The organism is Spirosoma aerolatum (genome assembly GCF_002056795.1).
In the GTDB taxonomy this organism is placed as follows: Bacteria; Bacteroidota; Bacteroidia; order Cytophagales; family Spirosomataceae; genus Spirosoma; species Spirosoma aerolatum.
In genome coordinates this window covers 5,972,497-5,997,743 of the sequence record NZ_CP020104.1, presented here as the reverse complement: position 1 = coordinate 5,997,743, position 25,247 = coordinate 5,972,497, and the positions used below count along the sequence as shown (strand labels likewise).

General features: G+C 47.4%; 25 protein-coding genes. 8 read left to right on the top strand and 17 right to left on the bottom strand.

The annotated features are described in order from the left end of the window. Nucleotides 1-23: 23 nt before the first annotated feature. From acpP to B5M13_RS24825, 4 genes are all read right to left on the bottom strand, one after another. The gene (acpP, locus tag B5M13_RS24840; protein ID WP_080058234.1) at nucleotides 24-254 is read right to left on the bottom strand and encodes an acyl carrier protein; all 231 of its coding nucleotides are present in this window, start codon (nucleotides 252-254) and stop codon (nucleotides 24-26) included. A gap of 102 nt (nucleotides 255-356) precedes the next feature. Continuing rightward, complete coding sequence (locus tag B5M13_RS24835) at nucleotides 357-1,685, bottom strand: TolC family protein (protein WP_080058233.1); 1,329 nt, start codon at nucleotides 1,683-1,685, stop codon at nucleotides 357-359. A 107-nt stretch (nucleotides 1,686-1,792) separates the two neighbouring features. Further along, nucleotides 1,793-3,373: a DHA2 family efflux MFS transporter permease subunit gene (locus tag B5M13_RS24830; protein ID WP_080058232.1), complete on the bottom strand. Its 1,581-nt coding sequence runs from the start codon at nucleotides 3,371-3,373 to the stop codon at nucleotides 1,793-1,795. Between the two features lie 109 nt (nucleotides 3,374-3,482). After that, the gene (locus B5M13_RS24825; RefSeq protein WP_080058231.1) at nucleotides 3,483-4,595 is read right to left on the bottom strand and encodes an HlyD family secretion protein; all 1,113 of its coding nucleotides are present in this window, start codon (nucleotides 4,593-4,595) and stop codon (nucleotides 3,483-3,485) included. Nucleotides 4,596-4,783: 188 nt separating this feature from the next. On the opposite strand from B5M13_RS24825, the gene B5M13_RS24820 reads away from it, so the two are divergent. After that, nucleotides 4,784-5,269 carry a MarR family winged helix-turn-helix transcriptional regulator gene (locus tag B5M13_RS24820; RefSeq protein WP_080058230.1) on the top strand — a complete coding sequence of 162 codons (486 nt, stop codon included), beginning with the start codon at nucleotides 4,784-4,786 and terminating at the stop codon, nucleotides 5,267-5,269. A gap of 76 nt (nucleotides 5,270-5,345) precedes the next feature. Here B5M13_RS24820 and B5M13_RS24815 read toward each other — a convergent pair whose 3' ends face one another. The 4 genes from B5M13_RS24815 to B5M13_RS24800 form a co-directional block, all read right to left on the bottom strand. Further along, complete coding sequence (locus B5M13_RS24815) at nucleotides 5,346-5,993, bottom strand: DedA family protein (protein WP_080058229.1); 648 nt, start codon at nucleotides 5,991-5,993, stop codon at nucleotides 5,346-5,348. 89 nt (nucleotides 5,994-6,082) lie between these two features. Continuing rightward, nucleotides 6,083-7,978: an ABC-F family ATP-binding cassette domain-containing protein gene (locus B5M13_RS24810; RefSeq protein ID WP_080058228.1), complete on the bottom strand. Its 1,896-nt coding sequence runs from the start codon at nucleotides 7,976-7,978 to the stop codon at nucleotides 6,083-6,085. Nucleotides 7,979-8,010: 32 nt separating this feature from the next. Further along, nucleotides 8,011-8,427, bottom strand: coding sequence for a PIN domain-containing protein (locus tag B5M13_RS24805; protein WP_080058227.1), 417 nt, complete (start codon nucleotides 8,425-8,427; stop codon nucleotides 8,011-8,013). Continuing rightward, nucleotides 8,424-8,660 (bottom strand): hypothetical protein, encoded by a 237-nt coding sequence (locus B5M13_RS24800; RefSeq protein ID WP_080058226.1) that lies wholly within the window; start codon nucleotides 8,658-8,660, stop codon nucleotides 8,424-8,426. The genes B5M13_RS24805 and B5M13_RS24800 overlap by 4 nt, the downstream gene beginning before the upstream one ends. A 98-nt stretch (nucleotides 8,661-8,758) precedes the next feature. Between B5M13_RS24800 and B5M13_RS24795 the strand changes: the two genes are divergently transcribed. The 4 genes from B5M13_RS24795 to B5M13_RS33575 all read left to right on the top strand — a co-directional run bounded on the left by B5M13_RS24795 (nucleotide 8,759) and on the right by B5M13_RS33575 (nucleotide 12,267). Further along, a complete protein-coding gene (locus B5M13_RS24795) occupies nucleotides 8,759-9,763 on the top strand; it encodes a formylglycine-generating enzyme family protein (protein ID WP_080058225.1) in 1,005 nt (334 codons plus the stop codon). A gap of 74 nt (nucleotides 9,764-9,837) precedes the next feature. Continuing rightward, complete coding sequence (gene folK, locus B5M13_RS24790; RefSeq protein WP_080058224.1) at nucleotides 9,838-10,317, top strand: 2-amino-4-hydroxy-6-hydroxymethyldihydropteridine diphosphokinase; 480 nt, start codon at nucleotides 9,838-9,840, stop codon at nucleotides 10,315-10,317. Nucleotides 10,318-10,395: 78 nt separating this feature from the next. Then, entirely contained in the window at nucleotides 10,396-11,613 is a 1,218-nt protein-coding gene (locus B5M13_RS24785) for a pyridoxal phosphate-dependent aminotransferase (RefSeq protein WP_080058223.1), read from the top strand. A 468-nt stretch (nucleotides 11,614-12,081) separates the two neighbouring features. Beyond that, on the top strand, nucleotides 12,082-12,267 hold the full coding sequence (locus tag B5M13_RS33575) for a hypothetical protein (RefSeq protein ID WP_026261842.1): 186 nt from the start codon (nucleotides 12,082-12,084) through the stop codon (nucleotides 12,265-12,267). Between the two features lie 122 nt (nucleotides 12,268-12,389). Here B5M13_RS33575 and B5M13_RS24780 read toward each other — a convergent pair whose 3' ends face one another. From B5M13_RS24780 to B5M13_RS24760, 5 genes are all read right to left on the bottom strand, one after another. Next, a complete protein-coding gene (locus tag B5M13_RS24780) occupies nucleotides 12,390-13,121 on the bottom strand; it encodes an RluA family pseudouridine synthase (RefSeq protein ID WP_080058222.1) in 732 nt (243 codons plus the stop codon). A 62-nt stretch (nucleotides 13,122-13,183) separates the two neighbouring features. Next, nucleotides 13,184-14,002 carry a 3-methyl-2-oxobutanoate hydroxymethyltransferase gene (gene panB, locus B5M13_RS24775; RefSeq protein WP_080058221.1) on the bottom strand — a complete coding sequence of 273 codons (819 nt, stop codon included), beginning with the start codon at nucleotides 14,000-14,002 and terminating at the stop codon, nucleotides 13,184-13,186. Nucleotides 14,003-14,112: 110 nt separating this feature from the next. Then, a complete protein-coding gene (locus tag B5M13_RS24770; protein WP_080058220.1) occupies nucleotides 14,113-15,540 on the bottom strand; it encodes a murein hydrolase activator EnvC family protein in 1,428 nt (475 codons plus the stop codon). 30 nt (nucleotides 15,541-15,570) lie between these two features. Then, nucleotides 15,571-16,272: a DUF4292 domain-containing protein gene (locus B5M13_RS24765; protein WP_245859478.1), complete on the bottom strand. Its 702-nt coding sequence runs from the start codon at nucleotides 16,270-16,272 to the stop codon at nucleotides 15,571-15,573. Nucleotides 16,273-16,552: 280 nt separating this feature from the next. Further along, the gene (locus B5M13_RS24760; RefSeq protein WP_080058218.1) at nucleotides 16,553-18,325 is read right to left on the bottom strand and encodes a tetratricopeptide repeat protein; all 1,773 of its coding nucleotides are present in this window, start codon (nucleotides 18,323-18,325) and stop codon (nucleotides 16,553-16,555) included. A gap of 336 nt (nucleotides 18,326-18,661) precedes the next feature. Between B5M13_RS24760 and B5M13_RS24755 the strand changes: the two genes are divergently transcribed. Then, entirely contained in the window at nucleotides 18,662-19,075 is a 414-nt protein-coding gene (locus tag B5M13_RS24755) for an Ohr family peroxiredoxin (RefSeq protein ID WP_080058217.1), read from the top strand. A 90-nt stretch (nucleotides 19,076-19,165) separates the two neighbouring features. Here the strand turns inward: B5M13_RS24755 and B5M13_RS24750 are convergent, their stop codons facing one another. After that, nucleotides 19,166-19,465: a Dabb family protein gene (locus B5M13_RS24750; protein WP_080058216.1), complete on the bottom strand. Its 300-nt coding sequence runs from the start codon at nucleotides 19,463-19,465 to the stop codon at nucleotides 19,166-19,168. Nucleotides 19,466-19,830: 365 nt separating this feature from the next. Here B5M13_RS24750 and B5M13_RS24740 point away from each other — a divergent pair, with 365 nt between their 5' ends. Beyond that, nucleotides 19,831-21,561, top strand: a complete 1,731-nt coding sequence (locus B5M13_RS24740) for a S41 family peptidase (protein WP_080058215.1) — start codon at nucleotides 19,831-19,833, stop codon at nucleotides 21,559-21,561. Between the two features lie 87 nt (nucleotides 21,562-21,648). On the opposite strand, the gene B5M13_RS24735 is transcribed toward B5M13_RS24740, so the two are convergent. Further along, nucleotides 21,649-22,638 carry a glycoside hydrolase family 43 protein gene (locus tag B5M13_RS24735; protein ID WP_080060072.1) on the bottom strand — a complete coding sequence of 330 codons (990 nt, stop codon included), beginning with the start codon at nucleotides 22,636-22,638 and terminating at the stop codon, nucleotides 21,649-21,651. A gap of 58 nt (nucleotides 22,639-22,696) precedes the next feature. Beyond that, a complete protein-coding gene (locus tag B5M13_RS24730; protein WP_080058214.1) occupies nucleotides 22,697-23,557 on the bottom strand; it encodes an AraC family transcriptional regulator in 861 nt (286 codons plus the stop codon). Between the two features lie 156 nt (nucleotides 23,558-23,713). Here B5M13_RS24730 and B5M13_RS24725 point away from each other — a divergent pair, with 156 nt between their 5' ends. Then, a complete protein-coding gene (locus B5M13_RS24725) occupies nucleotides 23,714-24,541 on the top strand; it encodes a phytanoyl-CoA dioxygenase family protein (protein WP_080058213.1) in 828 nt (275 codons plus the stop codon). A gap of 69 nt (nucleotides 24,542-24,610) precedes the next feature. On the opposite strand, the gene B5M13_RS24720 is transcribed toward B5M13_RS24725, so the two are convergent. Further along, a complete protein-coding gene (locus tag B5M13_RS24720) occupies nucleotides 24,611-25,066 on the bottom strand; it encodes a hypothetical protein (protein ID WP_080058212.1) in 456 nt (151 codons plus the stop codon). Nucleotides 25,067-25,247: the final 181 nt, after the last annotated feature.

Sequence of the window (25,247 nt, the reverse complement as noted above, 5' to 3'; positions counted from 1 at the left end):
AATATTGTTGAGAAGGAGGGCGGTTAAACAACGGCCTGCTCGGCTTCCAGATAGGTTAGTACGCCTTGCATGGTAGCTAGCTTGTGATGGTCTTCGTCAGGGATACGGATGCCAAATTCCTGCTCTAGTTGCATAATCAGATCAACGCTGTCGAGACTATCTAAACCAAGATCACGCGAGAAATGGGTCTGCTCTGTAACCGATGATTCAGAGACGCCAAATTGCTTCAGGATATCAATCACTCGTTCTTTCATAACATGGCTCTTTGTTTAGTTCAACCTACTATACGCTTATAAAATCCTTTTTTGGGGCAGTTTAGTATGTGGATTTATGAAATTTTAATGAAGCCGACAGACTCAAAGCAGGTTCTCGCCCAGGAGTCGTTTTAATTCCAACTGATTGAGCAATAATTGATACTGGAAATTCAGGCGGCCTAATTCGGCTTCTTCTACGCCCGTTTCGGCGCTTTGTAGCTCCACATTGGTGATGACCCCATTTCGTAAACGAGCGTTGGCAATATCGAGCGCTTTTTTCGACTGAATGACCTGCGTCTCCAGATTGGCTAGTCGCGTCAGGTTGCTTCGGATGTCGGCATTGAGCTGGGCAATACTCTGGCGTACCTGGGCATTCGCACTCTCCAGGGCATATCGGCTGGCGTTCAGGTTCAGTTGGGCTGCCTGGTTCTGTAACTTATAACGGTTTCCTGAGTAGATTGGTACAGCCAGTGATACGCCAGCCGCAATATTGAACCGAGGAGTATTTATTTCGGGTAGATAGCCGTTTCGGTAACCCGCTGATCCAGAAAAACTAAGATTCGGTCGGCCCGATAAGTTGTTGACCAGAATATCGGTTTCGGCCTGACGAATCCGGTCCTGCGCTAGTTGTACATCCTTATTGCCTGCCAGTGCCGATTGGGCATCGTTGGCCAGTGTATAGGGCTGTGTGGTTACGTTACTGCCCGCCGTTTCCAGATTGAACTGGTTTACGGCCTGGCTAATATCGGGATTCGGATTGCCGGTTAGGTAAGTTAACAAGGCAAGTTGCCGCTCCAGCTGATTTTGAATTTCAATTTTACGGTTCTGAGCCGTTTTTACCCGAACCTGTTGCGTTAGCACGTCATATTGAAGCGCATCGCCATTTTGCAGGCGGGTAACCAGTAGTTGCACATTCGCACCCGCCGTGCGGATTACTGAATCCTGGACACTTAGGCTCCGTTGCAAGAAGCCTACGCCATAATAGGCAGCGGCAACCTGATAGGCCAGCGATTGCTGGGTAATTTCCATATTTCTACGGAGTACCTGTACATTATCGGCAGCCTGCTGCACCGACGCTTTGGTGCGGCCCCAGTCGTAAATGGTTTGGCCAACACCAACATAGGCATTGACGTTGTGATTCGGCTGAAACTGAATGGTTCGGTTCACCCCATCGACCGGCAACGTGGCCTGTGCCACGGGTGTAAGGTATTGATAGCTCGCGTTACCGGATACGTTTGGTTTCAGGGCCGATCGGGCAATATCAGTCCGTAAATCACCCGCCTGAATTTGCTGTTGTTGCTGTTTCAGCACCGGATAATACGCATTAGCCTGCTGGATTAGGGCTCGTAAGTCGTCGGGAACAGACTGATTCTGTGCCTGAGCCGCTCCGATTGCCAGCAACGAAGTCAGTATTAAAAGTTTAGTGTTCATACTTTGAGAGGTTTACAGTTTACGGTTTATCGCTTTCGGTGCGCTGGAATACCTACGTTAGTTTGGTCCAGCTATAGTATGCCGATAGCTGAAAACCGTAAACCTATTTAGTGTGCTGACTCGGCTACCGCTTTGGCGGCTGCAGCGTCCATTTTTTTCTTTTGTAGTAAAAACAGAAGCGGGAACGAAACCACGAAGAACAATCCCGCGAGCCGGAAGGTGTCGAGGTACGAAATCATCAGTGCCTGTTTGGTGATAATCAGGTCGAGATTTTTGTATGCCCCCGTGACAGCATCCAGTGCATTAACCCCTTTAGCAACCAAAGCTTGTGTCATGGTATTCACACGTTCCGTTGTTAACATCTCGCCCGGTTGCAGATTCGACACCAGATCCCCTCGGTGAACGGCTGTACGTTGCGTAACGTAGGTGTTAGTAATGGCTACCCCGAACGCACCGCCAATTTGCCGCATCATGTTCACAATAGCGATACCGGTAGGCATCTGACGGGGTTCCAGCGACGAAACCGACTGGTTAATGAGCGGTACGTTTACCAAGGCCAGGCCAATACCCCGAATGATTAGTGCCGTAATGAAGTCGCCATTGGAGGCATTCATATTGTAGGTCGACATCAGGAAACAGAAGGAAGCAAAGGCGACATAACCCAGCGTAACAATGAGCCTGGGCGAAACCCCTTTAGCCAGCATACGGCCTGTAATAGCAAACATCGGAAGCGTTACCAGGCCGCCCGGAATGAGCAGTTTGCCCGTTTGCGTAGCTGTTAAGCCAACAATACGTTGTGCAAATAGGGGGTAGAGCAGAACAGATGTAAATAACCCGTAGCCCACCACCACTACCAGAATCGACCCGATAAACAGGTTACGATTTTTCATTACGCGCAGATCCACGACAGGCTCTTTGGTGCCTCGCAACTCCCACCAGATAAAGGCCGGAATCGCAAAGGCCGATATACCCGTTAGCCAACGGATTACACTGTCATCGAACCAGTCGTCGGCTTCACCGCGCTCCAGTACATATTGCAATGCACCAATGCCCACGGCCAGCAGCAAAATGCCGATCTGATCGATTGGAATGGACTTTCGATCGATGTTGAGCTCGTCTTCTTTTTTCTCGATAAAGGTCAGGCTAAGTAGAACGGCAATAATCCCGATCGGAACGTTGATGTAAAACATCCAGCTCCAGTGGTAATTATCGATAATATAGCCTCCCAGTGTTGGCCCGAGTGTTGGCCCCAATACGATTCCCATCCCAAACAACGCTGATGCTACTGCACGTTGCGAAGGTGGGAAAGCATCATACATAAGCCCCTGTGAGGTCGAAAGCAAAGCCCCACCCCCGATCCCCTGTAGGAATCGGAAGAAAACCAGGGTCCATAGATCACTGGCGAAACCGCACCCATAAGAAGCCAGGGTGAATAAAATAATAGAACCGATGTAGTAGTTTTTGCGCCCAAAATACCGTTGCAAAAAGCTCGTCATAGGAATTACGATGACGTTGGCAATGGCATATGACGTTACAACCCAGGCCACATCTTCAATCGTTGCGCCCAGATTACCCGCAATGTCATTGAGGCCGACATTGACAATCGACGTATCGATCAGTTCCATGATCGCTGCGGATACGGCCGTAATGACGACGATCCAGCGACCAAAGCCACTTTGTTGTGCCATAAATTTTTTAAGTATTAGGAGCGAGAAATGAGCAGTGAGAATGCTGATGCGAACTGGCTAAACAGAGTATTCTCTCTACTCGCTTCTCGCTCCTCACGCCTAATACTGATTAATTAGCTACCCGAACTTCAGCGTCTACACTTAAGCCGGCGCGCAGTTGGTTTTTGTACTTTTCGGGGTTGAGGATTTCGATCTTCACCGGTACACGCTGAGTGATTTTGACGAAATTACCCGATGCATTATCGGCAGGAAGCAGGGCAAAGCGTGCGCCAGTGGCTTCGGATAGCGATGAAACACGGCCTTTTATATCAAGTTCAGGATACGCATCCAGTTTGATATCGACCTGCTGACCGACCTGCATCTTCTCCAATTGGGTTTCTTTGAAGTTGGCCACGACCCAGAAAGTAGAGTCGGCTACGATCGTAAACAGGTTTTGTCCTGGTTGTACGTACTGCCCAACGACTACATTTTTCCGGCCGATTTTTCCGGCAATTGGGGCCGTGATGTGTGCATAGCCTACTTTCAGCTTGGCATTATCAATAGCGGCCTGTTTTACTTTCAGCACGGCCTGTATCTTCTGAATGTTTGCCTGGGCTTTAGCGATCCCTGCCTGAGCGACTGACTGCGACGTTTGGGCGAGGGTAATCTGCTCGACATTCGCATTGTACTGCCGACGTTGCACCTCGGCATTGTTTTGAGAGTCTTCTAACTGCTTGCGCGTCAGCGACTGTTCTTTGTAAAGGTTCTGATCACGTTGTAAATCCTGTTGGGCTTTATCCCGACGAGCGGCTTGTACCTGTGCGTTCGACTGCGCTACGCGGGCGTTTTGGGCTACATTACGGGCGTTCGCCTGGGCGTTTTGCAGGTCAGCGCGGGCATTCTCGAGATCCGCCAGCGACTGCTGATAGTCGGCTTCGGCCTGGGCCAGAGCTACGTCATATTCCTGAGGATCAATGGTTATCAATTGTTGGCCCTGCTTAACGTTGGCATAATCATCGACATTAACGGCGGTGACATACCCGGCTACGCGAGCTAGTACGGGGGCTGAGTTGCCTTCAATCTGTGCATTGTCTGTTGTTTCATATTGCTGGCCATGCCGATACGCCTGAAAACCAAAATACCCTCCTACCAATAACACCACACCAATAATGATGCGGGGTAGAAAAGTACGAAGGCCGCTTTTTTCTTCCATTGTTGTTTGTTCGTGAGTTAGAGTTGCCATATATGCTGCGTTCAATAAAGTAATAGGCAATAGAGTTGAGTACGTAACGAAAGTCGAACCATTCACTTAGTCAACTTGTTTGACTATCGAGGCAAAAGTAAACTAGGTTGACTATAAAGTCAAGCAGGTTGACTATATTTGTGCAAAATTTTGTAAAGAATTGTTTCTGATTTTCTTATTTTGCTTTCATGATAGTGGAAACGCATAAGAATTCCTTTGATTTTGACCAATTTCGGCTGATTCGGGAGCGGTCGGTGGGACGGCTGTTCTGGCGACTGAAACGATTTACGTCTAGTTATATAGAACCCCGCTTGCACGCGCTTGGTTACACGGATTTCAAAATGAGCTACCTCATGTTCCTCTCGAACATCGAAGAACAGGGGACTACAAATAATGAATTAGCCAAGCGAGCCTGTGTAACGAAGCAAATGATGAGTAAAATCGTCGGTCTGCTGGAAGAAGAGGGTTATATTTATACACAGAAGAACCCCAACGATTCAAGATCCAGTATTATTTTTCTGAATGCACGAGGAAAAGAGTTGTTCGTTGCACTGGAAGGCTGTATGCAAGAAGCCCGAACAAAATTTGATTCAATTGTTGGCCACGACCGCATGGAGCAGGTAATCGAAACCATGTATACACTGGTTACTGAATTGGAAAAAGCAGACCAGTGACGTATGATGTATGATATAATTGCCTCTGATGAACTACATCATACACCTTACATCCTATATCATACATCCTACGTTCTTACTCAGGAATCTTTTCCGTTTTCTTTTCATTCCGGGCGTTCAGATACCCTTTTACAACGGTAAACGTCGTGATAGCCAGGAAGAAAATGATAATATACTGGACATAATCTACGATCCAGGGAAAACGCTCGCCAAAATAAAATCCGCCCCCGACAAGTGTTAGTACCCAAATAGCTCCACCAATAATGTTATAAAGCATAAAATACTGAACGGGCATGTGGATAAGCCCAGCCAGGAGCGGAGCAAATGTGCGAACTACCGGCAGAAAGCGTGAGATGATTAAGGCACTGTTGCCATACCGCATGAACGCATCTCGCGTATTATCGATGTATTTCTGCTTGAAAAATAGGGAGTCTGCTCGATTCTTGATTCTCGCGCCAAAATAATAGCCCGTCAGATAGCCCGTCGCTGAGCCCAGCACGGCTGCGCCAAAAATGCAGGTAAGCAATAACCAGAGGGGTACATTCAGTAGCTTGGTACCGGCAAATACACCCGACAAAAACAGCAGATAATCGCCGGGAAGGAAGAAGCCGAAAAAAATACCGTTCTCTACAAAAATAATAAGCGTGATCAATACCAGTCCGCCCGTTCGGATAACTTCCTCGGAATTAAGCAGGTAGCGAAAAAACTCAAGAATCTGATTCATGTTTAAAGAGTGAAAGAGTGAAAGAGTGAAAGAGCGAAAAAGTAGTGGGTTAGCTTTTCACCCTTTTCGCTCTTTCGCTCTTTCACTCTTTACATATATTCTGCCAGTTCGAGCCATCGGTCCGATTTTTCGGCGATGCTTCGATCAAGCTGTTCAATTTCAAGAGCCCAGGCCATGAGTTGTTCATGGTGACCACCCGCGTTCAGAAGACCCACTACCTCGTCTTTTCGTTGCTCCAGCGACTCGATTTCTTTTTCAAGAGTTTCGTATTCGCGCATTTCTTTGAACGACAGCTTTTTCTTAACAGTACTGGGCGGAACCGTTGCGGAAGAAACTACAGCCGAAGAAGATTGGTTCTTTGAACTAGCTGAAGCCGGTTTATCATTTTGTAAAGTTGATTTTTTGGGCTGGCTATCCCGCCATTCGCGGTAGTCGGTATAGTTGCCTGGAAAGTCGCGGACTTTACCTTCGCCTTCCAGCACAAACACATGTTCCACGAGCCGATCCATAAAATAGCGGTCGTGGGTTACGATGAGTACACAGCCTGAAAAGCTCTGTAAGAAATCTTCCAGGACGTTCAGCGTTGTGATGTCAAGGTCGTTGGTGGGTTCGTCCAGAATCAGAAAATTGGGGTTCTGCACCAGTACCAGCAACAGTTGCAGCCGTCGTTTTTCACCACCACTCAGTTTTGATACATAATCGTATTGTTTATGACGATCAAATAAAAATCGGCTTAGTAACTGAGAGGCCGTAACGGTATCGCCATTTTCTAATTTCATGACCTCGGCCACTTCCTGTACTACATCAATGACCCGCTGGTTTTCGGGCATGTCTAGCTCCGACTGGGTATAATAGCCAAATTTGACCGTACCTCCCGTTGTAATCTTGCCCGAATCAGGACGAAGTTGGTTGGTAAGCAGGTTAAGTAATGTGGTTTTACCCATTCCGTTTTTGCCAATCAGCCCTGCCCGGTCGAACCGTTTGAATGTGTAATTAAAGTGGTCGAGCAATACCTTATCGCCGAAGCGCTTGCTCAGGTTTTCGACCTCCAGAATTTTACTGCCCAGTCGGGTTGTGCGCAGGTTCAGATCAAGTTCGCCATCGTTGCGCCGTCCGCTTGTTTTTTCTTTCAATTCTTCAAAGGCATCAATTCGATACTGGGCTTTAGTGCCACGCGCTTTCGGTTGCCGACGCATCCATTCCAGCTCACGACGAAAGGTATTCCGGTCTTTAGCCTGTTCGGAGGCCGCTGCGGTTTCACGCTCGTCTTTCTTTTCCAGAAAATAAGCGTAGTTGCCTTTGTAGGTATAGAGCTGCCCGTTGTCCAACTCCGCAATCTGATTACAGACTCGATCCAGAAAATACCGATCGTGCGACACCATCAGGAGCGTACCATTGTTGATATTCAGAAAGTTTTCGAGGTATTCAATAGCTTCCAGGTCGAGGTGGTTGGTGGGCTCGTCCAGGATCAACAGATCGGGGCTCTGGATCAGTACGCGGGCAAGCGCTACCCGTTTGCGTTGACCGCCCGATAGAGAACGGACAGGCTGTTCCACATCATGGATACCCAACTCACCCAGAATTTGCCGGATTTGGGCTTCGTAATCCCAGGCTTCAAGCTTTTCCATATCGACCATTGCCCGTTCCAGTGCTGCATGATCATCGTGGGCAAGGGCAAGTTCGTAGGCACGAACGGCGTCGAGCTGGGCACTTTCGCCAGCCAGTACCACCTCCATAACGGTGAGGGCATTATTCAGATCGGGTTGCTGATCGAGGTACCCGATCGTAATATCTTTCCGGTGGCTCACAATGCCTGAGTCGGGCGGAACGGCCCCGGCCAGAATGGAGAGTAACGTCGTTTTGCCAGAGCCATTAGCGCCTACAATCGCTACTTTATCGCCCCGGTTGATACCGAACGTCAGGTTTTTAAACAGAATACGGTCGCCGTACGACTTCGTTAAATTTTCGGCTGAGAGATAATTCATAACAGATAATAAGGTGCCTGTTGCAGAAAGCGTTAATTGTCTGGGAAAAGTATTTTCTGAAACTGGGCACGCGTTCGCACAGGAATGCGGGGGAACGGAATGGTTTCCAGGATTTTATAATGACTATCTTCAGTAATGAGAAAGTCTGCACCACAGACTACAGCACAATCTACAAACTTGTTGTCGTCAGAATCTTCTGTAATTAATGACCAGAAATAATAGGGTGAAACTTTTAAGCCATTAGGGCGATTAGCTAATGTCTCCAGAACATTTTTTGCCAGTGTTGGTGAATTATAAAATGTACCGATAATTTCCTCATACTCTTCTAAAACATCAGTTGTTACTGCCATTTCGACGATTCCCGCCAATACAGCGTCAAATAACCAGCGACTTTTCGCTATTTTCGGACTACTGACCAGTAAGCAGTTGGTATCGATAACTATCCTCATCGTTTAAGATGATAAGGCGTTCGGCGATGTACGCTTGCTTCTTTTTCTAATTGGTCGGCTGTTATACCTTGTTCAGCCACAATACGATCCATTTCATCGTCAACTAGTTTGGCAAAGTAATTCGATAGCAATAACCGAATTTCAGTTTCCTGTTGGGGCGATAATTCCCGGTCAAACAAATGCAGCATGTACTGTTGCATCGAATTAAGTCGGGTTGGCTGATTGTGCTCCATAACGCATAGGTTATAATGATTGACTTCGCAAAGGTACAAGAAAGAAAATCGTTCGTACTTTTACCGTTCAATGATGGTTTCTTTCTATATAACCAAAAATGTTTCCTAAACATCTCCTGTCCATTCTGGCATTAACAGTTGGGGTAAACAGTCTGACGAGTGCCCAAACCACTACTGAGTTTAAATCATACACCCAAGTCGTTCCTGGAAGTGACCAAACCTATGCGATGGTAGCAATTCCGGGTGGCAAGTTCTTAATGGGTAGCCCCGCTTCCGAAAAAGGACATAAACCCGACGAAAGCCCTCAGCACAGCGTAACAATCGAGCCGTTTTATATGGGTAAATACGAGGTGACATGGGACCTTTACGACCTGTTTGCCTTTACCAATATGGAAAAGGAAATGGCCGCCAAATACCCTCAGGCCGATGCCAATCTGACGAAGACCGATGCGACAACACGGCCTAGCCCGCCCTATGTCGATATGTCGTTTGGTATGGGGAGGGCAGGCTATCCGGCTATCAACATGACTCAGTATGCGGCCATAAAGTTTTGTGCCTGGCTCTATGCCAAAACGGGTATATTCTATCGCCTGCCGACCGAAGCAGAATGGGAATATGCCTGCCGAGCGAATACAACAACGCCCTATTCGTTTGGCGCGGATGTAAAAAAATTAGGCGAGTACGCTGTATTTAATGGCAATAGTGGGGGAGGGTATAAGAAAGTGGGTACCAAAAAGCCAAATCCATTCGGGCTATACGATATGCACGGTAATGTAATGGAGTGGACGAAAGACCAGTACATCGAAGATTATTATAAGCAGGTTGCCAGTGGTAAAGTTAAGGAGCCGTATGCGCCAACAACTACACTGTATCCGAACGCTGTGCGCGGTGGTTCCTGGGACGATGAACCAGACGTGTTACGATCGGCTGCCCGAACGCCATCAGCACCAGCCTGGAAAATCCTTGATCCGCAAAGTCCTAAATCAGATTGGTGGCTCACATCAGCTTCCTTCGTGGGTTTCCGGATTGTGCGGCCAGTTAAAACGCCCAGTGACGATGAAATTAAGGCGTATTATGATATTAAAGTGATTAAGGACTACTGAGAATGTATGCTGTATGATATAGTATGCATTAACGTAGAGACCTTATATCATGCATCTTATATCATGCATCCTAAATGATACTTCTACTTCTCGGGGCCAACCTGGGCGACCGGATAAGAGCCTTGCATCGAGCCAACGAGCTACTTGCCGACCGGGTAGGGGTTGTAGCCCAAAGGTCAGCTATTTATGAAACGGCTCCCTGGGGCGTAACGGATCAGCCGACTTACCTGAATCAGGTTGTAGCGGTGGAAACAACCTTACCACCTGACGAACTTCTGCGGCAAACACAGGCTATTGAGCAGGCCTTAGGCCGGGTTCGGCTGGAGCGATGGGGCGCCCGGCTGATCGACATTGATATGTTGTATTATGGTCAGCTCATTATACAAACTCCGCATCTTACCATTCCTCATCCGTATTTACATCAACGTCGGTTTACGCTCGTGCCACTTGCCGAAATTGCCCCCGACTTTCTCCATCCGATTTTGCAGAAAACAACGCTAGAATTACTGACGGAGTGCACAGATACTAGTGAGGTTAAAATTTTTAATTCTTAAATAATAGAGCCGCTCCAATGAAAACATAGTACCTTTGCTGCCAGTTTGTTATCATTTTATTAAAACTACAACAAATTTATGTCTGCCACGCTTGACACCGTGAGTTTATTAGCCGACCGCATCAACGCGCTGGAAGAATCGTCCACGCTGGCGATGACCAAGAAAGCTCGTGAATTGGCTGCTCAGGGCCACAAAGTAATCAGCCTGAGCGTAGGAGAGCCGGATTTTAAAACCCCACAACACATTTGCGAAGCCGCCAAGAAAGCCATTGACGACGGCTTCCACGGGTATTCGCCAGTTGCGGGCTATCCTGACCTTCGTAAAGCCATTGCTGATAAATTCAAGCGCGACAATAATATAGACTGGAAGCCTGAAAATATCGTTGTGTCGACGGGTGCCAAACACTCGCTGGCCAATGTGATCCAGGTGCTGATCAATCCTGGCGACGAGGTAATTATTTTTTCGCCGTACTGGGTTAGTTATTCCGAAATGGTGAAGCTGGCTGAAGGTAAGGCTGTGGTCGTCGACGGTTCCTTTGAGAACAACTTTAAAGTGACCCCCGAGCAGTTTGAGGCCGCCATTACGGATCGGACTAAAATTGTGATGTACGCGTCGCCCAATAACCCAACTGGCTCTATTTATTCAGAGGCTGAGTTGCGGGCCATTGGTGAGGTAGTGGCCCGTCACGAAAATATTTATGTACTGGCCGACGAAATTTACGAGTATATCAACTTTACTCCTGAAGGTCATTTCAGTATCGGATCGATCCCTGCGATTGCGGATCGGGTTGTTACCGTAAATGGCGTTGCTAAAGGCTTTGCTATGACGGGTTGGCGTATTGGGTATATCGGTGCTGCCAAGTGGATTGCCGAAGGGGTTGAGAAATTGCAGGGTCAGGTTACGTCGGGGACGAATTCTATTGCTCAGAAAGCCACGGTAGCTGCTCTGACGGGCCCGCTGGAGCCATCGATGGAGATGACCAAAGCCTATCATCGTCGTCGTGATCTGGTGGTTAAACTGCTGAAAGAAGTGCCTCATTTCCGTACAAACGTGCCCGAAGGAGCATTCTATGCGTTCCCCGATATTAGCTACTATTATGGTAAATCGGATGGAACAACCACCATTGAAAACTCCGATGATTTTGCTCTATGGTTGCTGAATAAAGCCTATGTTGCTACTGTCGCAGGATCGGGGTTTGGGGCTCCAAATTGCCTACGTATCTCAACGGCTGCATCTGATGAATCGTTGGTCGAAGCAATTCAACGGATTAAAGAAGCGGTGGCAACGCTGAGTTAAGCAAGAAGAACAAATTTGAACCATACAGGAGTTAGCAAAGTGATAATCAATCCGGTTATCACTTTGCTAACTCCTGTAACTGTTTATAGTGATTCTGTATGAATGATCTACTGAATTTATAAAGATGATAGGATAATGCTATGATAGGGTATGGTTAATTAAATAAAGAATGAATAATGAAGTATAAAGAGCCAATGTTAGCTATATATTAATTAAATTAGAAAGAGGATATAATATTGGCATTATAATTGACAAAGGGTAAAGTAGGTTAGGTCAGCAACAGCGTATTAACTAGGAGAAACTATAATCACCTTAATATCATGATAAACTTTTTCAAATTGAGCTTGTTTTTGTATTAAGGCAAGTTTAATTTTGAATAAGAATAGAATGGTAGATTAAACGTTAGTGAATAAGTTGTTGATTTGTCCGTAGCCGTAACTTTAATCGTTAAAATTATTCCTTAAACCAATGAGAAATTTTCGATTGTACATGATTTTTCAATGGGTTTTCTTTCTGCCCATTATATTACCGCTTTGCATCATCTTTGGAGCGTTACGTGGGATCGTGCAGATGATTGAACGTGTAATGGAGCAGATTATCTTGGATGTTGCCCCTACGGAACAGCCAACTACATCAACGGTAACGGAGCCCTGACTTATTGATAGTAGATTGAGGAGCTAGTGTTGTAAGTGCGCACTCGCTTCCAGCAGAAAGGCCGCACCTTCTGGGGATCAGAAGGTGCGGCCTTTCTATTTCAGGACTATTCTGTTGGCGAGTTATTCAAAAATGTAGTCGAGGTTCTTGTCTTTGAAATTCTCATCATCCAATTCCAGAAACTCCTCCCAGAAAGGATCGTTTGGGAGTCCCGCTTTGCAAATGAGAGGCTCTTTCTTAACGGGATGAATGAAATAAAGACGGCGGGCATGTAAATAGATTTTTTTGTCGGCTACGGCCCGATCATACCCATATTTGACATCACCCCGAATTGGGCAACCCATATGCGCCAATTGAGAACGAATCTGGTGAGGGCGACCAGTTATTGGATTTACCTCCAGTAAATAGTGCTCGTTAATTTTGCCCAGTACTCGGTACGATAATTCAGCTTTCTGGGAATTAGATACTTCATAATCATAGACCGTTACCTGGTTTTTCTGTTCATCTTTGACCAACCAGTTGACGAGCTTATCCGCGTTTTTGGGAGGCTTTTGACGGACTACGGCCCAATAGGTTTTCTGTACTTGTCGCTTACGAAAGATTTCGTTCATGCGTTCCAGAGCCTTTGACGTGCGAGCAAATACAACCAGACCGCTAACTGGGCGGTCAAGCCGATGCACAAGCCCCAGAAATACGTCCCCTGGCTTATTATACTTCTCTTTAATATAGTCTTTCAACACGTCCAGCAGGGTAATATCGCCAGTACGGTCTCCCTGTACCAGAATACCCGGCTCTTTATTGACGATTAGCAGGTGATTATCTTCGTAAACTACTTGATATGGTTTTCTTTTCATGTGTAACGTGGGTGGAAACCCGCATTTTTTATTACTACGGGTTTCCACCCGCGTTACATAACTCAATACGCTTCCTTCTCGTTCGGAAAGTCGTTCGCTTTTACATCATCAACATAATGAGCAATGGCCTCAGTCATGATCTGGTGCAGGTTGGCGTATCGACGCAGGAAGCGGGGTTTAAACTCATTATTGATACCCAGCAAATCATGAATGACCAGAATTTGCCCGTCGGCATCGGGACCTGCCCCGATTCCGATAGTTGGTATTGTTAAGCTGGTCGATACGGTTTTGGTGAGCAGAGCGGGAATTTTTTCGAGTACTACGGCAAAGCAACCCAGCTCTTCAAGCATATGAGCATCGGCCATTAATTTCTCCGCTTCGGCCTCCTCTTTAGCCCGAACGGCATAGGTGCCAAATTTATAAATAGACTGCGGAGTTAGCCCCAGGTGCCCCATGACCGGAACCCCAGCGCTTAGAATGCGAATGATCGATTCCTTGATTTCGAGGCCGCCTTCCATTTTAACAGCGTGGGCTCCCGACTCTTTCATGATACGAATAGCGGATTGCAACGCTACTGACGAGTTGCCCTGATAGGAGCCAAAAGGCAGATCGACGACAACCAAGGCCCGCTTGACGGCCCGAACAACAGAACTGGCATGATAAATCATCTGGTCCAGTGTGATCGGCAATGTAGTTTCGTGCCCAGCCATGACATTGGAGGCCGAATCGCCAACCAGAATCAGTTCGACACCAGCCGCATCGACTACCCGCGCCATCGAATAATCGTAGGCAGTCAGCGCCGATATTTTTTCACCTTTATTCTTTAGTTCCTGAATGGTGTGCGTCGTAACGCGCTTGATATCGGGATTATGAACAGACATTTTTAAGTTGTAGAGTTATAACGTTGTAAAGTTATGGACCGGGCCGACAATTCGGTTGTGATCAGCAGAGAACAACCCGCCAGCTCGATGACCCTACAACGATATGCTGTTTACCTCGGAACTAGCCAGGACTCGGGGTTAAGCTTGGTAAATTCTTTCCAGATTTGGAATTGCATCTCCGAGATGCCGTTTTTGTCGGTGGCTACTGTGCCAATGTTTTCCCGAGCTTTTATGCGTTGCCCAGCCCGAACGGATACGCTCTTCAGTTTAGCATAAATGGTGAAGTAATCGCCATGTTGAATAGCCACCACATTGTTCATGCCCGGTATGTTGGTTACATCCTGAACAACTCCATCATAAACGGCACGGACTTCCTCCCCGGCATTGGTTTGAATATCAACGCCTTGGTTTTCAACGTAAATTCCTTTTAGTACAGGATGGGGCTTCCGGCCAAAATGGTCCGAAATAAAGCCTTTAGTTACCGGCCATGGCAAATGTGCCCTGGACGCTGTAAACGAGGAGGCCAGGGCTGTTTCTTCGTCGTTCAGGTTGTTATTCCGTCGCTCGTCAGGCTTTTTAGCAACGGGTTCGGGTTCGGCCGGACGCTCTACTTTGGCTACATCGGCTGGGGCTGGTTTTTCACCGGCTTTTTCGGCGGCTGCTATCGCTTCTTCAGCCCGTTTGCGTTCGGCTGCTTTTCGGGCGGCTTCAACGCGTGCCAGTCGTTCGCGCTCAGCGCGTTCGCGGGCCTCCCGTTCGGCACGCTCACGGGCTTCGCGGGCAATCAGCCGGGTAATCATGGTTTCCAATCGGTTGATGGCCCGTCGACTTTCGGCAAGCTCGGCCTGTAGCTCAGCTTCTTTCTTACTTAGTTCTTTTACAACGACATTTTTCTCGACCTTTAAGGTCTCGAGCTTTTTAGCTTCTTTTACTTTGGCACCCAGGGTGTTTTTTTGCTCGGCTCGTTTGTGCTGCGTAGCTTTTTGTTTGCCCTGCAACATCGTCTGAACATTATTCATCTGCCGAACCTGGCTCTGTCGGGCATCTGAATACTGGCGTAAGTACCGATACCGGGCTACTAACTGATTGAAGTTGTTGGCGGCAAACAAAAAACCAAGTGGGTTGACCTGCTGACGTCGTTTGTCGGCTGCATAGATCATGGAGCCGTATTCAGCTTTTAACTTGTTCAGATCGTTGGTTAACGCCTGACTGGCCTGACGTAATTCGGCAATTTCGGATTCAGTAAGTTTAAGGTCTTTATTCAACAGACCGATTTGTCGCGACTGGGTCTGAATCTGCTGTTCGATGGCTTTTAACTGGCCCAGGCCGACTTGCTTTTCCGATGCGGTTTGTTTCAGAATGGTGCGGATCTGGTTCATTTTTTCCAGGTTCTGCTTTTTCTCACGTTCGAGCACCTGTCGATTCCGCTGCGTTTGCGGAGCCTGTGCTGTAGCAACAAACCAACCCATACTGAACAAGATCAGGTTAAGTACTGACCAGTAGATAGCGCGGGAATGGAATGGAAATTTGGGGTACATGGCTGTTAAGACCAACAAATGTGCAGTGGGTTAAGGTCGACGAGTATACGAAGCCGGGATGGAAAACGGAAATCCCGGACTTTTATCAACCAGTTCAACTTTGTTATGCTTAATACGAAGTAAGGTCTGATAGAATTGCCCGTCCGCTTTCGATTGATAATCGAGGGTTACCAGGCTCGTGTAGGGAAACAGGAAGTTATTGAGCGAGGTAAAATCCTCATAATCCAGTCTCAGTGTGTTTTTGGTTGGCTGCTCGGTAACCATCAGTTTTTTCAGCTTCCGGTCGTTTTCACCAATATAGTTTTCGACCAGTACCTTCCCTTCGCTCTGACGGAGCAGCAGGTAATCCCGCTCGTTTTTGATCTTTTGCGCCGGGCGCTTGGGAAGGGGTAGATTCCCAACAATCAGTGCCTGGAGCAGCTCAAAATTCATATTAAAGTTAAACTGCCGACTCAGTGTCGGGAAGTCATAAACCGAGTATTCTTTATGAATTTTGTCGATTATCGTAATGGAATCCTTTGTAATCTCACCACGAACGGCTTCGATTCCCAGCTTTGAAACGGATACCCAGATCAGGCTGTCTTTCCGAACCCGAATCGTTACGTTGGCATTGTCGATGTCCTGTTGCTGGCTCTTGAATGAAATTCTCGATTTAGCCGTCAGATACCGGAAATCAATTTCGGCTACATTGGCTCTGGCCTCTTCAATACCCGGACGAGTTGGCCGGCTCATCGTTGTTGAATCGGTCAGAGTGCTTGACGAAGGGCGGGTTGCCAGAGTCGAGTCAGGTTTGGATGTAGAAACCGAAGTGGGAGAACTAACCGGATTGGTAGTGCGCGACATATGCTGCCGTCGACAACCTTCCAAAAACAGTACTACGATCAGGGATGCTATAAAGCACAAAAATTTATTCATTGGGGCTAGTTTCGACTTACGGTTTACCGCTTTCAGTTAGGTGGCGCATCAACGCTTCCTGTGTCAACCAACCGAAAGTTGTAAACCGTAAATCGTTTTACAACTTTCCAGTAGCGATCTTTTTATCTAAATCAGGGCTGGCACCACCTTTGGCTTTTGCCTGTTTCCACTGTTCAACGGCTTTATCGTGCTGACCGAGTTGATACAGTACATCGCCATAATGTTCGATGATAGTTCCGCTGACATTAGCCGGATCGGCCAGGGCTTTTTCCAGGTATTGCCGGGCCTTTGCATAGTCTTTCGAAACGTACAAAACCCAGGCATAGGTATCTAAATAGGTGGCGTTGGTTGGGTTCCGTTCAACGAGTTTCTGGGCTAGTTGTAAAGCGCGTGGCAGGTTTGCTTTCCGCAACGACAGAAAATAGCTGTAGTTGTTCAGTACATGATCGTTCAGGGGATCAACTTTCAGAACGGATTCGTAAGCTTCGTCCGATTTGGCATGATCGCCCAGACCGTTGTAAGCGTCGCCCAATTGGGCATCAATGCCACGCTTCAATTCAGTATTTGAGCTGGCGGCCAGTAGTTTCTTGCTTTCTTCAAGCGCATCGACGGCTTGCTGATACTTTCGCTTATATAGATTGGCCGAACCATTGGAATACCAAAATAGGCCTTGCGTAGGGAATACTTCCAGCGCTTGTTCGGAGTGCGTCAGTAAACTATCTACCTGGTTCAGCTCGCCATCCAGTTGAAGTAAAGCCCCCCATACTTCATAAATCGATCCATCCAGCCGGGCGGCTTTAGCATAGGCGTCGCGTGCTTCTGCCTTCTTGCCCTGCTGCATCAATAGGTCGCCCAGCATAACCTGAGTTTTGGGATCATTGGGCGAGCTTTTGGCTAAGTTTTGAGCCATTGACAACGCATCTTTTTGAGCGGTTGGGCTTTCACTGGTCATTCCTACATAGCTCGATAAGACGCGGGCTTTCAAACCCGCTTCCAGATTTGGATTCGACAGGACAAGGTTCAGTTCCTGGCTAACACGAGTCATGTCACCTTTCCTGCGATAAATATCGGCCAGGAGCACATGGGCCTGGGGTAAATCGGCATTGAGTTTAAGGGCTCGTTCAATCCAGCTAATGGCCTGATCGGTGCGGTCGTTGGCAATCAGCAGCTCGGCTCCTTCAAGCAGGTAATCCGGCTCGGTAGGCTCCGAAGCTACCAATTTTTCGGCTTCCTCAACGGCCTTATCAATCTTGTTCTGTTTGAGGTAAATACGCTGTTTCTGTCGGATAATTTCTTCGTTGAGCCCTAGTTCGCGCTCGACGTTGTTATAGGCTTCCAGTGCTTTATCGGGCTTGTCGTTGAATAGATAGATAGCGGCTAATTCAACTCCATATTCGGCATTTTCGGGCCCTTTTTTCAGGAGTTTTTCATATAACTCTTCGGCTTCGCTATACCGTTTCTGTTTGACGTACAACTCAGCCAGCAGCAGGGCATAATATTTATTCTGATTATCCAGCGAGTAGGCTTTTGTTGCGTGGGGCAGAGCTTCAGCGATTTTGCCGGTTTTTTGTAATGCGTTGGCAAGCGAATACTGAGCTGCCGCATTGGCAGGTTCTTTCTGGAGCAATTTGTTGAACTGGGCAATGGCCTTAACGGGCTCATCGGTCATCAAATAGCGAACACCTTCGGTAAACTGCGTTTCGGCCTCAATGCGGGCGGTAGTAGTGGTAGCCGCTTTGGCTAATGTCGTATCCGGGCCTGCTTTTTCTCGTCGTCGTTGAGCAGAGGCTGGTAAGGTGCTAAACCAGAAAAGCAGACTAATACTACCAATGACTAGTCGACTCCAGAAAAATTTATATAACGTGTTCATACTGGTCGCTTATAAGCAAACATACTAACCAAAAACGTGCTCTACCTCGATCTATTGCAGCTTAAGTCTGAGTAAGTTGCTTAGACAAAGGTAGTTCAAAATACGAAATGATTTGCATAGGACAAGGGGGGCGGGGCATTGGGCGAAGGGAAAACCTATCCGATGCTCTAACCCGAGAAATCGTATGCAAATAGTTTGCCCTTCTGTATAAAGATGAGGCAAATAGTGCAAGGTTGCCTATTCAAGCAATGAACAAACATCTAACTTTTCTGTCAGCAGTACGTTTACCTTGACATAGCCTGGTGCTACTTAGTTTAAAACAGATCATTTGTATTCATGGAAACAGTATACACTGCCACCGTCAGCAACGTTGGGGGCCGAGATGGGGATGTAAAATCGCTCGATGGAATTTTGGAACTGGATGTCCGAAAGCCAGTTGAAATGCACGGCGAAGGGAAAGCCGCCAATCCAGAAATGCTCTTTGCTGCTGCGTATAGCTCATGCTACAACAGCGCTCTGATGACGGTAGCTTCCCGTCGAAAAATCATCCTGCCCGAACACGCTGTTGAGGTTAGCATTTCGCTCAATAAAGATGGCAACTCGATGTTCCTGGCGGGCAAAATTGTAGTAAAAGCACCGGGTATGGACCACGACGAATTGCAGCAACTAGCCGAAACGGCCCACACGGTATGCCCTTATTCGAAAGCTGTAAAAGGGAATATGGAGATGAAGATTGAGGTAATGGTGTAAATAGGAGTATTAGGAGCGAGGAGTGAGTATTAGGAAAAGGTATGCGTCAGCTCAGCACCTCCTAATACTCACTCCTCGCTCCTAATACTATTACTCTACCATGTCATAGACCTGCACGCGCTGCCACAGATGGGCACACTGATCGACGAAGGCCAGGTGAATAGGGTGGGTCTGATAGGTATCATGAGCGGCTTTATCAGCAAAGACAAAGGTCAAAGAAAAATCGTAGGTATGGTCAATAACAGGTCGACGGGTTTCAGCAGGCGTGCCAATGTAAGCTGCCGAAATATCGGTAACGGCTTTCAGTGATTCGAGCCCTGCGCGGAGTGCGTCGTGGTCGGCCTGGCTTTCAGGATGGTGAAGCCAGAAAAAGACAGTATGTACAAACATAAGATTGATTGGGAGCAACTGACTAAATGTTCCGTAAAAGTAAGAATACTTTCCGGTAAGCCAGAAAAGTGAGAAAAAGGTCTTAACTCACTCCGCCCCGGTCCATACGTTTCTCTACAAAATGCCCATCGGTCAGTAGCTTTCGAGCAATATCCGGGTCTTTATCATTCAGGAGTTCACCTAGGCGTACCTGAATTCGTGAGATCTTCCTGCCTGTCAACAAGCAAAATCCGCACCTTTCGGGTTCAAATAGCTACCGTAAACCGCTTCTTATGAAATTTTAAGAACAGATACGATTTCTGGCAAACATTTCGCTATCTTCAAAACGTTTAGAAGGTAAACGACACCTGTTAAGTAACAAATAAATGGAGGATCGAGCAAACACTACGGATGATCAGCCTGAACGTCAGCCTTCTGGGGCTGGTAATCGAATACAGAATGATAAGGCAACGGTTCGTTTACCAATGCTGTTGGGCATAACGCTGGCTGGCGGTATGCTCGTAGGGGCTACTTTTTTTGGCGGTACCAAAAGCCTGAATAACATAGGGCGGGGCTACACCAAATACCGGGAAATTCTGCAATTGATCGAAAATAACTACGTCGATACGGTCAATACCGACGATCTCGTCGATTATTCGATCACGAAAATGCTCGAAAAGCTCGATCCGCATACAGCTTATATGAACCCGCAGGATGCTGTTGCTGCCCGTTCGCAACTGGAAGGTGGATTTGATGGCATCGGTGTGGAGTTCAATATTTATAAAGACACCGTATATGTCGTTACTCCGCTGGCAGGTGGCCCCTCTGAAGCTGCCGGGATTATGAGTGGCGATAAGATCATCAAAGTGGATGATAAACCGTTGGCGACGTCAGGTAAAGTCGAAAACAGTTCGGTGTTTAAGGCTCTGCGTGGAAAACGAGGTACGGAGGTTAAACTGACAATTCTACGTAAAGGCGACAAACAGCCGAAAGACTTCATGATTACCCGCGACCGGATACCGACTTACTCGGTCGATGCCGCGTATATGATCGATGGCAAAACGGGCTACATCAAAATCAACCGATTCTCTGAAACCACCTATGACGAGTTCAAAACGGCCCTTGGATCGTTGAAAGCGAAAGGAATGTCGCAGTTGATGCTCGACCTTCGCAACAATCCGGGTGGCTATATGGACCGGGCCACCAATATTGCCGATGAGTTTATTTCGGGCAATAAGTTGCTGGTTTACACCGATGGGAAAGACAACCGCTACGACCGTAAAACCTACGCCCACATTGCTGGCCAGTTTGAAGAAGGGGCGCTGGTTGTGCTGATCGATGAGGGAAGTGCATCGGCCTCGGAAATTGTGTCGGGTGCGTTGCAGGATCACGACCGGGCCTTGATTGCGGGCCGTCGGTCGTTCGGGAAAGGGCTTGTACAGATGCCCGTAACCTTGTCGGATGGCTCGGAGTTGCGGCTAACCATTTCGCGCTATTACACACCAAGTGGCCGTAGTATCCAGAAGCCTTACGTGCCGGGGCAGGAGGGTGATTATGAGAAAGATCTCGAACTACGCTCCAAACGCGGTGAATACTATATTGCCGACTCGATCAAGAATGATCCGAAGCTGAAGTTTAAAACCGATGGTGGCCGGACGGTATACGGTGGTGGTGGTATTACGCCTGACTATTTCATTCCCCGCGATTCGACCTGGCAGACTATGTATCTGGTGCAGCTTTATGGCAAAAATATTATTCGGGAGTACGCGATGGAATACGCCAACGATAATCAGAAGAAGCTGGAAAAGATGCCGTTCGACGAGTTTAACCGTACGGTTACTATCACCGATGAGCAGATGAACCAACTCGTAAAACTAGCCACCAACGAAGGCATTAAGTTCAACGAGAAAGAATATAATCGCTCGAAGGCATACATCCGCAATCAGATTAAAGCCCTGGTGGCTCGCTCAGTCTATCAGAAGGCCAACAAAGCGGGTCAGAATAACGAGTTTTTCAAAATTATCAGTCAATCGGATGATACGTACCAGAAGGCACTCAAGCTATTCGACCGGGCTGATAAACTAGAGCACAATCCAATGTCGTATAATCAGAAGTAAAAACGGAAAGGCTCAGAAAAGCAGTAGGGATGAAAAGGTAGTTCATAAACCGCCTTTTCATCCCTACTGCTTTTCTGAGCCTTTCCGTTAAAGTTTCCTGGCTTTAACTCCTTCGACGGTAATTTTTACAGGTTTAATAGCTCCTTTTTCATCAAAATACATGCGATCGATGCAGGTTTCGCGGTGGTTTCCATCGGTTTCGGTTAGTGGTCGGCGGTGGTAAATAATATACCATTCGTCGGTTCCGGGAATCTGAATAACAGAGTGATGACCTGCACCTCTTGCTACCTGGGGATCTTGCTGTAGAATCTTACCGACTCGTTCAAACGGACCAAACGGCGACGACGATGTGGCGTAGGCAACCGAATAATCTGGCCCTGTCCAGCCTCCTTCCGACCACATAAAGTAGTAGACGCCCTTCCGAACAAACATGATTGGCCCCTCTACATAGTTTTTAGGCGTTATTTCCCGAAACGTTGTTCCGTCGGGGAAAGGAAGGAAACCCGTGAAATCGTTTTTCAATCGAGCAATATTGCAGTGCCCCCAACCGCCATAGATCAGGTAATATTGATTGTCTTTGTCTTTAAAAACAAACTGATCGATGGGTTGGGCACCGTTGTGAATCTGGCCCACCAACGGTTTACCAAGGTAATCCCGAAATGGCCCTGCCGGATTATCGGCTACCGCCACGCCAATCCCTCCAACTTCTTTCTTGTCATCATGAATATCATTAGCCCCAAAGAATAGAAAATACTTTCCACCTTTTTCAACAATAGCGGGGGCCCACATAGCCCGTTTGGCCCATTTTACAGCCGTTGAATCCAGAATCCGGCTGTGCTTCGTCCAGTTCACCAAATCGGGTGAGGAAAAGGCATCGAAAAACACCTGTTGATTATACGGAGCCGAAAAGGTTGGGTAAATCCAGTACTGCTTACCGAAAATAGTGCCTTCGGGATCAGCATACCAGCCCGGAAAAACAGGATTGCCCGATTCGGTTTTGCGGTTCTGTTGGGCCAGACTACTGAAGGAAATTGCGAAGAGAAAAACAACAAATAGGGTAGGGCGTAAAAGCGACATCATGTAAATACAATAAACATACCTTCTACAAAAATAAGCGGAAGCTGTGGATCTCGCTTTATCCTAGCTGGCCTAATTTGCGAAAGGCCAATGGCGAAAGTCCGGTTTGTTGTCTGAACAACCGGTGAAAGTTCGACAGGTTCTGAAAGCCGCTTATGAACCCAATTTCCTGAATACTTAGTGGGCTGTCGGCCAGTAATTTCCGGGCGTGGCTAATCCTGATCTCATTCAGATAGGCGATGTACGTTTTATGGGTGTATTTCTGAAAGTAGCGGCAAAATGACGTAACTGTCAGATGGGCTACATTGGCTACATCGCTCAGAGAAATGTTGTTCTGGAAATTGGCCAGCGTATACTCAATGATGCGCTTCATCCGGTCATTTTCTATTTCTTTCGTGCTTAACGAACTGACTGAGCTATTCAACAGTCGTTTATCGGGGTGGCTGGCCAATGAGTCCAGTAACCCCATAAACGCACAGACTCGCCCAACTCCATTCAAATCGACCAGCTTGGCCAGATCATTGATCAATGACTGGGTTTTCAGGAACTGAATACCGTGTTGGGATTGAGCCAGTAACTGTACCACTGAACGACATTCGGGGAGATGCTTGATCACTTGATCACTAAACGAAAGCGAAAAATGAACTACAATCGCTTCTGACCGAAGGGATGGGTTCTGGTAGTACGCTGAGTCACTGCGCCAGTAGTGTGGCAGGTTAGAACCCAATAGAATCAAATCACCCGCTTCAAAATTATCAATACTTACCCCAACGAATCGTTTGCCCGATCCTTGAACAATATAAGTCAGCTCAAATTCGGGATGGAAATGAAAGGGTGCTAAAAAATAAGGAACGGCGAATCGTTGAGCGGCTACCGACCGTTCGTCCTGAAGCTGTGTTTTCTCTAATTGCGCACGCATGGTATTGCTCTCGATTAGTCAAAGATGCTATTTATTAGCTTGTTGTCAATGAGATAGATTATAGATAGGATAAAATTTTACACTTTATGGATAAATCACAGGACTGGGTTCTGCGGCTGAACGAAGAATTTTGAGGTATCAATTAGAACGCAGATCATGATTACGAACTCGACTGAAAACCGACTGGCTCAACTTGACGAGCCCTATGCACTACCATCGGAGGCTATTACCTTTTACCGGGAGAATGGCTATGTAAAACTAAAACACGTACTCAGCCCGGACCTATTGGCGTATTACGGTGATTTAATTACCGAATGGGTATTTAAGCTCAATACGCTTACCAAACCAATGGAAGAACGCACTACGTATGAGCGGGCGTTTTTGCAGGTAATGAACCTCTGGCGCGAAAATGACGCGATCAAAACGTTTGTTTTCTCTCGACGACTGGCCCGAATCGCGGCTGAACTGATGGGTGTTGAAGGGGTGCGACTGTATCACGACCAGGCGCTGTACAAGGAGCCGTCAGGTGGGATAACACCCTGGCATGCCGATCAATATTACTGGCCGCTTTCGAGCGATAAGACCATTACGGTTTGGATTCCGCTTCAGGATACCCCCTACGAAATGGGGCCACTGGCGTTTGCCGAACGCAGCCAGACGGTGAATATCGGTCGGGATCTCAAAATATCGGATGAGTCGGAGCAGCAGATTGCCGAAGCACTAAAAACCTTTGCCGTCAACGAAACCCCTTTCGAATTGGGTGAAGTGAGCTTTCACGCGGGCTGGACCTTCCACCGGGCGGGCGCAAATAGTTCGTCGCAGGCGCGTCGGGTCATGACCATGATTTATATGGATAAGGATATTCGGGTAACGGAGCCCGATAACGACAATCGGATTGCCGACTGGAAAACCTGGTTGCAGAGTAAAACCGTTGGCACTACGGCCGATAGTGCCCTGAACCCGATTCTTTATGACGCCCGATAGTGCAATATCTATAAGGCAATACCCAAGGTATAGTCGTAACACGGACGGAAACGACTATACCTTGGATGGCTACTGGGTTAGTTTAGGCTTTTTGCTGAACTGGTAAACCAGACCCAGGAACGATTGAAGGTTGCCGGTTTTAAAGTCTTTGCGCGAATATGGAGCCAGCTCAAACGCAACCCGCAAATTGGGGAACATCGGCAGTGGCCGCACACGTACACCAACGTGTAACGAGTAGCCTTCCAGAATATCCCGGTCGTCGAGATTGTTGAGCACGTTGAACCGCACCCCCAGCCCAGTGTAGTAATTGACCTGTGGCTTCCTCGTCACGTTGATCATGGGGCAGATGGTGGTACTGAGCGAGCCGAATACGGTGTTTGTTTGCAGGCGGGCATCGAGCCAAAAAGCCCGGTCGGCGTTGGTACTGACCGTAACCAGACTATTGAATGGGTAATAGGCTACTGAAGCCTGACTAAAAGCCGAGAACGTGATGCCCAGCAGTAAGACCGTGACTATGTGTTTCATACCCACAAAACAACACGTTTATCGGGCATAAAAAAGCCATGTTCCCTAAAAACGACTATCTGGTTTGGGGTTGAATCGGTTGGTTCTGCAACTATTCGAGGGCTGAGTGGTTGACTATAGCCGTAACTTTAAGAGGATGGTCTCGTTTTCTTCGTACCTTTACGACCCTTTCCAGAAAATC